This is a genomic window from Ruegeria sp. CDSA033, assembly GCF_059612305.1.
This window is the reverse complement of sequence record NZ_JBXWQI010000022.1, coordinates 42,251-54,188: the sequence shown is the minus strand read 5'-3', so window position 1 is coordinate 54,188 and position 11,938 is coordinate 42,251. Positions and strand designations below refer to the sequence as shown.

The 11,938-nt window shown below is 57.1% G+C and carries 8 protein-coding genes; 7 read left to right on the top strand and 1 reads right to left on the bottom strand.

The genetic code is table 11. The features are described 5' to 3' along the window. The 7 genes from AC2FLA_RS19750 to AC2FLA_RS19720 all read left to right on the top strand — a co-directional run. A partial coding sequence (locus AC2FLA_RS19750; RefSeq protein ID WP_496724590.1) for a cadherin-like domain-containing protein occupies positions 1–2,352 on the top strand: 2,352 nt, incomplete at its 5' end. Positions 2,353–2,603: 251 nt separating this feature from the next. After that, positions 2,604–3,650, top strand: coding sequence for an NAD-dependent epimerase/dehydratase family protein (locus AC2FLA_RS19745; RefSeq protein ID WP_496724588.1), 1,047 nt, complete (start codon positions 2,604–2,606; stop codon positions 3,648–3,650). A 3-nt stretch (positions 3,651–3,653) separates the two neighbouring features. After that, positions 3,654–4,904: a class I SAM-dependent methyltransferase gene (locus tag AC2FLA_RS19740; protein WP_496724586.1), complete on the top strand. Its 1,251-nt coding sequence runs from the start codon at positions 3,654–3,656 to the stop codon at positions 4,902–4,904. Next, positions 4,901–6,097 carry a class I SAM-dependent methyltransferase gene (locus tag AC2FLA_RS19735; RefSeq protein WP_496724584.1) on the top strand — a complete coding sequence of 399 codons (1,197 nt, stop codon included), beginning with the start codon at positions 4,901–4,903 and terminating at the stop codon, positions 6,095–6,097. The genes AC2FLA_RS19740 and AC2FLA_RS19735 overlap by 4 nt, the downstream gene beginning before the upstream one ends. 35 nt (positions 6,098–6,132) lie before the next feature. Further along, a complete protein-coding gene (locus AC2FLA_RS19730) occupies positions 6,133–7,404 on the top strand; it encodes a methyltransferase domain-containing protein (RefSeq protein ID WP_496724582.1) in 1,272 nt (423 codons plus the stop codon). 21 nt (positions 7,405–7,425) lie between these two features. Further along, the gene (locus AC2FLA_RS19725; protein WP_496724581.1) at positions 7,426–8,205 is read left to right on the top strand and encodes a sugar phosphate nucleotidyltransferase; all 780 of its coding nucleotides are present in this window, start codon (positions 7,426–7,428) and stop codon (positions 8,203–8,205) included. 4 nt (positions 8,206–8,209) lie between these two features. Next, positions 8,210–8,851, top strand: a complete 642-nt coding sequence (locus AC2FLA_RS19720) for a PIG-L deacetylase family protein (RefSeq protein ID WP_496724579.1) — start codon at positions 8,210–8,212, stop codon at positions 8,849–8,851. Positions 8,852–9,028: 177 nt separating this feature from the next. Here the strand turns inward: AC2FLA_RS19720 and AC2FLA_RS19715 are convergent, their stop codons facing one another. Next, positions 9,029–11,434, bottom strand: coding sequence for a LamG domain-containing protein (locus AC2FLA_RS19715; RefSeq protein ID WP_496724577.1), 2,406 nt, complete (start codon positions 11,432–11,434; stop codon positions 9,029–9,031). Positions 11,435–11,938: the final 504 nt, after the last annotated feature.

Below are 11,938 nucleotides of genomic sequence, written 5' to 3'. Positions count from 1 at the left end.
GAAGGCAGCGACAGCTTCACATACACCATCACCGACGGGCAGCTCACCGACACCGCAACCGTCAATCTGACCGTGAATCCAGCCCCCCCCGCCAGCACCGCAAGCTCGGACGACTTCTCGGGCGGGACGCTCGACCCGGCCTGGACCTTTGCAGGGCCTGCGGGCACCGCTTCGGGTCTGGACACCACGGCTGGCGACGCCTTTCTGACCCTGTCCACACCGGCGGGCAATTACGATGTCTATGGTGAGAACCGGGGCGCGCGGGTGCTGCAGGATGTGACCGATGACGACTTCCAGGTCGAGGCCAGGTTCCTGACCACGCCGTCCGAGCGCTATCAGCTGCAGGGTTTCCTGGTTGAGCAGGACGCGGACAACTGGCTGCGGTTCGACACCTATTCCGATGGCAGCACCCTGCGGGCCTTTGCCGCCATCACCGTCAATGGCAGCAGCAGCCCGAGGTTCAATGTCGTCATCCCCGGCGGTAACGCCGAATTCCTCGATCTTACCCGCTCCGGAGACACCTGGACCTTCCGCTATTCCACCGACGGTGTGAACTGGACCACCGCCGGCAGCTTCACCCACGCGCTGACCGTCACGGCGGTCGGACCGCTGGCCGGCAGCACCCAGACCAGCGCAGGCTACACCGCGCAGGTGGACTACTTTGAATTTGCCAGTGACCCGATTGCCGATGAAGATGCAGGATTTATAATGGTGCCTCAGCCGCCTGAGGCAAGCGACGACGCGCTGGCCGCCCTGCCCGATACTGTGCTGACCATCAATGTGGCCAGCGATCTGCTGGTCAATGACAACGATCCCAATAGTGATCCGCTGAACCTGGACAGTTTCACCCAACCCGCGAACGGCTCGATTGCCGACAATGGCGACGGCACCCTGACCTACACGCCCAATGTCGGGTATGAAGGCAGCGACAGCTTCACCTATACCATCACCGACGGGCAGTTCACCGACACCGCAACCGTAAGCCTTGAAGTGAGCGATCCAATTGATGTCTGGTACGGGGACGTACAGACCTTTGGTGCACCGGGCGCGTCGCAGCAATGGGTAAACATCCTGGGCAATGCTCATACCACGGATTTAGTTTCTCTGACCTATTCGCTGAATGGCGGCCCGGAACAAACGCTTTCCATCGGCCCCGATACCCGCCGCCTTGAAGAAGACGGGGATTTCAATATCGACCTCGACTTTGCAGCGCTGGACGGATCCGCGGCTGATGACGTTGTGACCATAACGGCGACATATTCAAACGGAGACATCCACACCCAGGATGTCACGATCGAATATGAGAACGGCACGACCTGGGCCCCCGATTACGTGGTCGACTGGTCAGGTGTCACGAACATCCAGGACGTAGCTCAGGTAGTCGACGGGGAATGGACGATTACCCCGGATGGTGTACGGACCGCAGAACCTGGTTACGACCGTATTTTGACTTTCGGAGATCAGTCCTGGGACAATTACGAGGTCAATCTGTCTCTGACGGTCAACGACATCAACAACGGCACCCCGAGAGATGGCGCAGGGCTTGGCTTCGGAATGCTCTGGGGCGGGCATACAGATGATCCTATTTCGGGCTGGCAGCCACTTTCCGGATACAACCCGATTGTTGCGCCGTTTTACGATATGAATGACAGCCGGTTTGAACTCCATGAGCATCCAAACTGGAATTTCCTGCTCGACACAGCGCCTTTCACCTTTACCGAAGGCGCAACATATAACGTGACCATCCGGGTAGAGCAGACCGATCTGATCAACAGGACCTATCGTTTCAAAATTTGGGAAGAAGGCAGCGGCGAACCTGTGGAGTGGCTGCTTGAGGGGACCGATGTGATGACGGATCCCCTGAATGGTTCCTTCGCACTGATCGCGCACCATTGGGATGTCACCTTCCACGATCTCGACTTTGCCGAGATCAAGGGTGACGATATCATCTTGGGGACCGATGGTGCGGACCTGCTGGTAGCTGTAGATACCAACGCCGCGCTGCCCGGATTGGGGGAACGCGATGTGCTGGTCGGCAATGAAGACGCGGATGTTTTTGTCTTCGGTGATCTGAGCGGCAACTACTACGATGACGGCGACGGCAGCACCGGTGGCGTCAACGATTTTGGCTATGCCTGGGACTTTGTTTCCGGAACGGATCAAATTCAACTGGCCGGGATTTCGGCGGATTACGTGCTGACTGAAGACGCAGCTGGTCTGCCTGAAGGGACCGCAATCTGGCTCGTGGGCTCCGGCGGGGACGAGGATGAATTAATCGGTGTGATCAATGATGTATACGGACTGTTGTTAACCAGTGATGACTTCCTCTTCCAAGGTGATTTGGTAACCTGAAGCGTAGAGATCACGGTTTGAACGCTTTTGACAAAAAGGTTGAATTCTGGTTGCGGCCTTGTATTCAGATTGTACGATTTTGATTAGATTTCGCCCTCGCTGTTGCTTTCAGTTACACTCCGGAAACCCGGAAAATCATAAAGCGATGACCTTTGCCTGGGCGAATATATTTTAATGAAAGCCGCTGAGTTCGACAGCATCAGGTATGCAGTGTCGTTTCGGACCAGGGGTTGTTTTAGGAGGTTGGCGAGTTGCGTATTCTGGTTACCGGTCATAACGGGTATATTGGCGGGGTTCTGATCCCATTTCTGCAGGAACGCGGGCACCATGTGACCGGGCTCGACAGTTACTATTTCGAACATTGTGACATGTCCGGGATGCCCGAGGCGGACGCCGTGATCCGCAAGGATATCCGCGATGTGGGACCTGCCGACATGGAAGGTTTCGACGCGGTGATCCATCTTGCCGGTTTGTCGAACGATCCGATGGGCAACCTCAATCCGCAATGCACCTATGACATCAACGCGGACGCGACTCTGACCCTTGGCCGTGCGGCCAAAGCCGCAGGCGTGGGGCGATTTGCCTTCTCGTCGTCCTGCTCGATCTATGGGGCTGCCAGCCCCGAGGACGTGCTGGACGAAAGCGCCGAATTCAATCCCGTCACGCCCTACGGTGAATCCAAGGTCCGCAGTGAGGCGATCCTGTCCGATCTGGCGGATGACAATTTCTCGCCGGTCTTCCTGCGCAATGCCACGGCCTATGGCGCCTCACCCAAGCTGCGGGCGGATCTGATGGTCAACAGCCTGGTCGGATATGCCTTCTTGCAGGGTGAGGTTCTGATCAAAAGCGATGGCACACCCTGGCGACCATTGGTTCATATCGAAGATATCAGCCGGGCCTTCCTTGCCACGCTGGAGGCTCCGCGCGACCTGATCCACAACACCGCCTGGAATGTTGGTCGCTCCAGTGAGAACTATCAGGTGCGCGCCGTTGCAGAGCATGTGGAGCAGCTGGTCCCGGGCAGCCGCATCGCTTACGAGCCGGGCGGCGGACCCGACAAGCGCTGCTACCGGGTGGATTTCTCGAAGATCGAAACCGGGTTGCCGGGCTATGATCCGCAATGGACAGTGCCCATGGGCATTGAGGAACTACACAAGGCTTATGTGGATAACGGGCTTGAGCTGGCGGATTTCGAAGGCTCGCGCTTTATCCGCCTGAAGACCCTTCAGGATCACATGGCCAGCGGTGCGCTTGATGGGGAGCTATTCTGGACGGAACGCCGCGCTGCTGCGGGGTGATCCGTGACATCTGCGAATATCACCAGGGACGGTGAAGCGTCGGCTAAAAGCGCACGGGGCACAATCTGCCCGTCTTGCGACCAGTCCGGGAATACACTGTCGCTCTACGATCTGACCGGCATTCCGGCACAGAGCACGTTGCTTTTGCCGGACCGCGCCACCGCGCTTGGCTTTCCAACCGGAGACATGGCGCTGTGCTGGTGCCCCGAATGTGGGCTGGCCTTCAACGCCCGGTTTGATCTGGCACGGGTCGATTACGGCACCGGATATGAGGACGCGCAGGGCGGCTCGCCCACGTTCAATGTTTTCGTTTCCGATCTGGCACAGGGCTGGATCGACCGGTTCGACCTCAAGGGTGGGCATCTGATTGAAATTGGGTGCGGCAAGGGCGATTTCCTGCGTCTGATCTGCGCCCAGGGCAGCTGCAGTGGCACCGGTTATGACCCGGCCTACGTGCCGGGCCGCAGCGCAGAACCCGACGGGCTGACTTTCCATGCCAAGGATTTCACCAAGGCCCATGTACCGGTGGACGCGGATTTCATGATCTGTCGACACACGCTGGAACATATTGGCGACGTGGCGGGTTTCCTGGCCCTGATGCGGCAAGCCGCCGGGGATGGTGCCCGTCTGCGCTTTGGCGTTGAGGTGCCGGACCTGCGGCGCATCCTGATCGAAGGCGCGTTCTGGGACATCTATTATGAACATGCCAGCTATTTCACCGCCGGATCTCTGGCGCGGGCCTTCCGGCAGGCAGGGTTCGATGTGCTCGATCTGCGCCGGGTTTATGGTGAGCAATACCTGATCATCGAAGTTGCGGTATCGGATCAGCCCTCACCGCTATCTGAACTGGCCGACGATCTGGGCGAGACCACAAAGCTGGTCGCAGAATTCCGCGATACCGCACGGGCCCGCATCGACGGGTGGCGACAACGCTTTGCCGCCTGGCGTAGCGCGGGACAGCGCGTGGCGCTTTGGGGATCCGGCTCAAAAGCGGTGGGGTTTCTGACCACCGTCGGCGATCCCAGGATCGTCTCATGCGTCGTCGACATCAATCCTGCTCGACAGGGCCATTACATGCCCGGCTGCGCCGCGCCCATCGTGGCACCCGAAGCCCTCACCGCAGAGCGCCCGGACGTCGTGATCGTGATGAACAGTATCTATCGCGACGAAATCGCCGCCCAGATTGCCAGCATGCAACTGTCCCCAGAAATCCTGACAACTGACACCGCCCCGAAAATGGAGCCAACGCAATGACCGCCCACGCCACACCCTCTGTGCCTGCCTGTCCGGTTTGCGGCGGGGACCATGCCGCGCTGTTCTTTTCCTTGTCCGACCAGCCGGTACTGATCGGCGTGCTGTGGCCGGATGCAGACAGCGCCCGTGCCTGCCGCCGGGGGGATATCGATCTGGCCTTCTGCCCCGATTGCGGATTTATCTGGAATGTGTCCTTCGATCCGGACCGGATCGAATACGATCAGCAATACGACAACTCGCTGCATTTCTCGCCAACCTTTCAGAACTATTCGCAGAAACTGGTCGACCGTCTGGTGGACACCTATGGGCTGCATCAGCGCACCGTGGTCGATATCGGCTGTGGCAAAGGCGACTTTCTGGCCATGCTCTGCGAGGCCGGCGGCAATACCGGGTACGGCTTTGATCCCTCCTACGAGGGCGAGCGGGTCAGCACATCGGCCGCTGACCGCATCACCTGGTCGAATGACTATTATGGCGAAGAACATGCCCGCCTGCAGGCCGATCTGTTGGCCTCGCGCTTTGTCTATGAACACATCCCGGCCCCGAATGATTTCCTGCGAATGATCCGGCGTTCAATCACCGATCCGGACCGTACAGTGATCTATTTCGAAGTGCCGGACACTGATCTGATCATCCGGCAGGGTTCGGTCTGGGATGTGATTTACGAGCATTGTTCCTATTTTAGTGTCGAATCCCTGACCCGGTCCTTTGCGGCCTGCGGCTTTGACGTGCTGCGCGTGGAAGAGACCTTTGAAAAGCAGTTTCTGACAATCGAAGCACGGGCCGCGGGAACGGATACCGGCAATCCGGGCAACGACACCGGCGATCTCGGGCAGCTGGCAGCCGATGTCGCGGCATTTGGCGAAACGCAGAACACCAAGATGTCCGACTGGCGCGACCGGCTGGCACAATGGCGCGCCGAGGGCCGCCGGGCTGTGGCCTGGGGTGCCGGTGCCAAGGCGGTTGGGTTCCTCAACATGCTGGAGGATCGCGACACGATCACCCGTGTGGTCGACATCAACCCACACAAACAGGGTAAGCATCTGGCCGGAACCGGCCAGCAGATCATTTCGCCACAGGCGCTGACGGAAGATCCGCCCGATGTTGTCGTGTTGATGAATCCTATCTACCGTAACGAGATAGCGGCACAATTGGCGGAGCTTGGGCTTGCGCCGGAACTGATCAATTCCTGATACGAAACGCATTGAAATAACAAGAGAGGCCCCGCATGTCAGCTCCTACCGGATCCTTCCCCTGTCGGTTTTGCGGCACAGACCTCAAGCATACGCTGGTCGATCTCGGCATGTCGCCATTGTGCGAAAGCTATGTCGCCGAAGAAAACTACTCGAAAATGGAGCCGTTCTATCCGCTCCATGCCTTCGTTTGCCACGAATGCCACCTGGCCCAGCTGGACGAGTTCGTCCCGGCCGAGGAGATATTCACCGAGTATGCCTATTTCTCGTCCTATGCAGACAGCTGGGTGGAACATGCGCGTCGCTATTGCCATGACATGAAAGACCGTTTCGGGCTGGGGTCCGACAGTCAGGTTGTCGAAGTGGCCAGCAATGACGGCTATCTGCTGCAGCATTTCGTAGCGCTCGATATCCCCTGCTACGGGGTGGAACCTGCGGAAAACGTAGCGCAGGTCGCCATCGACAAAGGCGTTCCGACCGAGGTCGCGTTCTTTGGCGTCGAGACGGCCCAAAAGCTGGCCGCACAAGGGCGGCGGGCGGATTTGATCCTGGGCAAGAACGTGTTGGCGCAAGTGCCCGATCTGAACGATTTCGTGGCCGGACTGAAGATCATGATGAAGCCCGGTGCGGTGATGACGATTGAGTTCCCGCATCTTCTGGCCACCATGGAAGGCAACCAGTTCGATCAGGTCTATCACGAGCATTACTGCTATTTCTCGCTGATTGCGGCAGAACGGGTCTTTGCCCATCACGGCATCCGGCTGTTCGACATCGAAGAGGTCTCAACCCATGGCGGGTCACTGCGCATCATCGGCCGCCACGAGGAAGACGACACCAAACCGGTGACCGACCGGCTTGTGGCCTTCCGCAACCAGGAACTGGCCGCCGGGCTGGACCGGATGGAAACCTATGCCTCTTTCGACGAACAGGTACGCGAGACGAAACGCAAGGCACTGGAATACCTGATCGCTGCGGCGCGCGCCGGCAAACAGATCGCCGCCTATGGTGCGCCCGGCAAAGGGAACACCTTCCTGAACTATTGTGGGATCAAGACCGACCTCATCAGCTATACGGTGGATCGTAACCCCTACAAACAGGGCCGCTATTTGCCCGGGTCCCGGATTCCGATTCACCATCCTGACAAGATCGCCGAAACCAAGCCGGACGTGATTGTCATCCTGCCCTGGAACTTCCGCGACGAGATCGCTGAACAGCTGGCCTATACCGCCGAATGGGGCGCAGAACTGGTGGTTTTTGTTCCCGAAGCCACGGTGCTGACATCACAGGAAACCCGGGCGCGCGCCTAAACAAAAGGAAATGGACCAATTATGAAAGTCGTTTTGTTCTGTGGTGGTCAGGGAACCCGGTTGCGGGATTATTCCGATCAGATCCCCAAGCCGTTGGTGCCGGTGGGCGGGCGTCCGATCCTGTGGCATATCATGAAGTATTATGCGTCTTACGGGCACAAGGATTTCATCATCTGCCTGGGCTACAAAGGCGAAACGATCAAGCAGTTCTTCCTGGACTATGATGAGCGGGTGAATAACGACTTCGTCTTCGAAAACGGCGGTGCCAAGATCGACGTGCTGCAAAGCGACATTCAGGACTGGCGCATTACCTTTGTCGATACCGGTCAGAACACCAATATCGGTGGCCGCCTTCTGCGCGTGCGCGAGCATCTGGAAGGTGAGGAGATGTTTCTGGCCAACTATGCCGATACGCTGACCAACCTCGATCTTGACGAGATGGTCCGCGGGTTTTCCGCCACCGACGCGGTCGCAGGTTTCTGTTGTGTGAAACCGCCATATTCCTTCCACCTTGTGTCTTTCGGCGGCGATAGCCGCGTGGCGCAGATCTCGGATATCAAGGAATCAGGCATGTGGATGAATGGCGGCTATTTCGCTCTGCGGCCGGAGATTTTCGACAATCTGCATGAAGGCGAGGAACTGGTGATCGAAGGGTTCGAACGTCTGGTCCAACAAAAGCGGCTTTATGCCCATCAACATGAAAGCTTCTGGACCTGCATGGATACGTTCAAGGAAAAGCAGGCACTGGATGATCGGGTGGCCGCCGGGAATACGCCCTGGCAGGTCTGGAAGGACGACTGAGACGATGCGTGAACTCGGCCTTGGAACTCTCGGTACGGTGCTCTGCCTCGGCGCCCATAGCGACGATATCGAAATCGGTGCGGGCGCAACCATTTTGCGACTTATTCGCGATAATCCAGATGCCCATATCGTCTGGGTGGTCTGTGCCGCCTCGGGCGTCCGCGGCGAAGAGGCCCGGGCCAGCGCCGAACGCTTTCTGGAAGGTGCGGGATCGTCTGAGGTCGTACTGAAGGATTTCCGCGACGGCCATTTCCCGCATCAATGGGCTGAGGTGAAGGCGTTTCTGGAAACGCTGAAGGTGCATAATCCAGACCTGATCCTGACCCAATACAAGCAGGATCTGCATCAGGATCACCGCATCCTGTCAGAACTGACCTGGAACACGTTCCGCGATCATACGATCCTGGAATACGAGATCCCGAAATGGGATGGCGGTATGGGTGCACCCAACGTCTTCGTTCCTGCCTCTACCGCAGATACAGACGCAAAGATCGCATTGCTGATGGAGTGTTTTGCATCGCAGGCAGGCAAGCACTGGTTCGACGACCTGACATTTCGCGGCCTGATGCGGCTGCGCGGTCTGGAATGCAATGCGCCGGACGCACTGGCCGAAGCGTTCTATGCCCGAAAGCTGCGGCTGGGATAGGAGAAACCGACCACAGACAGAACAACCAGTATGCCCCGGAATTCCAGGACACGGTCTCATTTGGGGGCAGCCTGAATTACCCGGGGCGAATTTCCGAAGCCTGGCCGCCTGAACGCAACAAGCCGCCAGAAAAATCTCTGGCGGCTTGTATGTTTTAAGGCACGTATGTGCGCGGTATCAGGCCAGCAGATCGAAGGTTTCGACGTGCAGCGCTTCGTCCAGGATCTGAACATCAGACACCGTGCCATTGAAGGCATTTCTGACAGAGTCGCCACCGTTGGAACTGCTCCAACCCAGACCACCAATCTGCAGAGTCTGTTGGTTCGCGGTCAGGTCGAAATCAAACTCTTGTGTTTCCACAAGTTCGCCATCCACAGACAGGCCGATCTCTTCGCCATCGAACCAGACCTGAACATCATAGTCCTGATTGGCCTTGATGCCTTCTACCCTCATATACGCATCGCTTTTTGTCTCGGCATCCTGGAAACGCAGAACCAGGTCGTCACCCTCCAGCATAACAGACAGGTGATCCCCACCGTCGTAGTTCTTGGCATCCTTGGACAGCAAGCCCTGGCGACCGTTCAGGTCATCTGCGTTGAAGGTAAAGGCGATTGAGCCTTCCTCCAGTTCCAGCGCCTGATCGTGGTCATGGTTGATGATGCTTCCTGTCTTACCGTTGAACTCAGACTCGCCTTCTTCGAATACTGTTTTGGCTGTGCCGTCCGAAGGTGCTTCCGGCTCGGTAACAGGTGCTTCCGGCTCGGTCACGGGTGTTTCCGGCTCGGTAACAGGCGCTTCCGGTTCAGTAACCGGAGTCTCAGGAAGCGGCTGAGAACCGTAAACAAACTCCTGCATTTGCTCAGGCGACCATTTCCCCTCGACGATCACAACGTCGGAAATTGTGCCATCAAACGCATTGCCAAAGCCTGCACTACCCGAGGCGCTGCCCCAGCCAAGCCCGCCAATCTGCAGATGTTCGACGTTGTCTGCCAGGTTCATTGAAAAGTCGGCGGTATGTACCTGCTGGCCATTCAGCCAAACTCCGACCTCGTTGTCACCGAAAGTGAGTTGCAGATCGTAATCCTGGTTTGCGTTTATCCCAGGGATACGGACGATCTCGTCACCGGAACCGTCCTGGAAGCGCACGACCAGCGAGCCCTTGTCGATATAGACAGCCAGGTGATTACCGCCACCTGCATAATAGCTGGCATCCTTGGTCAGCAGACCATACCGGCCCGAAACGGTATCCGCATTGAAGCTGAGCGCGATGGTCCCGGTTTCCAGCGACAGATCGTTGGTGTGGGCGACCTCGACCACATCACTTTTGGAGCCGCTGAATTCCTGCGTCCCCAGCATGCTGAAGGCGGCGCCGTCAAGCTTGTCGGGCACGTTTCCGCCGGTATCCGGAACGGTTGGCTCGGGGTCAACCGGTGCAGGTTTTTCCGGCGCCGGATCTACCGGTGCGGGATCAACCGGTGCCGGGTCTACCGGTGCGGGTTCAACCGGAGCTGGCTCGGGAACATAGGAGGTGCCGTCAAGCAGTTCCGCAAGCCGTTCATGAGCACCGAATTCTTCGGCAGGGCTTCCGCTGACGGGGCGCAGATCTTCAAGCGTCAGACCAAGGCGGATATCACCTTGAAATATCTGGCCGTAGTCGTCCGTATCAGCCTGGTAATTCGACCCGGCCACCTCGGTATAGGAAGTGACAAGGTTCCCCGAACCGGAATTCGCACCGATGATGATCGACGCCTTGTGAACGGTGTCGGGGATGTTGACCACAGTATTGTCACGCATGACGATACCAGACGATCCCCCGGTGCTTTCCACCTTGATGCCGTTAAACATGCCGGTGGCGATGATGTTCTGTTCGATCAGGATGTTGTTGAAGGTCCCGCCCTTCATGAAAATCCCCTGCGACGATACAGCCGCATCGGTTTGGGGAAGAAACACGTTGCCGCGAACAACCCCGTCCGATGATCCGGTACCCTGGAACTGCATGAAGTCCAGGTGCCAGCCAGCGCCCTCGAGCGGGTAAACGTGGCCACCGCCTGTGTTGTTCTCGATCAGGAAGTCAGTAATCCCGATGAACTTGAACGCGTCGCTTCCGATATAATCGACGTAGTTGTCGGAAATCTCGATCCCCTGGTTGGGATAGATGACCAGACCGTTTTTGACATCATGGACATAGTTGCCGCTGATCTTGATGTCGGTGTTGCCGTTGGCATAGATTCCGTAGTGGCCGAAGTAATCATTGTCTTCCAGGCCATGGACTTCGGAATTCAGAAATTCCACATTGTCACTGTTCGTGATCGAAACAACCCTGGATGCCTGACTGCCATTCCCGCTGTCTCCGACCTCGATGCTGTCAATCCGCAAGTGGCTGACGTTGTCGACGTCAAGATTCGAGAAAAACGCCGGTTTATCCGGGTTCGCCGATTTGACAGTGACCATGCTGTTGTAGCTGAGGTTCTTGAGATCAACGGAACCATAGTTTCCGGATGCAAGAACGATCGTGTCTCCGCCCTGAGCAGAAGAAAGGGCCGACAAAAGCTGTGACGCGTTTGATACGTTGATGGTTGCCATTATGATAGTGCCTCATTTTGGCTTCATGCGACAAGCAGTGTTGCCGCCGTGAGTGGTTGCGGTTGGAAACTCTTTAATCAGCGCGCCGAGGATCATCCCTTTAGTCCCACGGCACAGGACAGGCATTTGACGCTATGTTCAGACGCCAAAATGCGGATACTCACACTTGACTTGTCGGTAACGCTGACCCGCAAGTGTGTTATTTATGTGGTCTTTTCGAGATTTACCGGCCTCGTGAGTGTGTTATTTTTGTGGTTATTTATTGACGTCATTCAATCTACTACTTTGTAGAACTTTCCCTATCAAGCGGCGCAAATAATATCGGCATTATTCCCGCATGGTACTTTTGAATATCCTGTGCGATTTAGGTTCCGGCCCCCTCAGTGACCTCTTTTATATGAGGTAAATCTCACTAAGTTTCTTTTATTTACAAAATATTAGGCAATACAAATCACGAGCTTCCCCTGGGTAAAGGCTCTATTGGCAAAAAATTGCCATACCCGA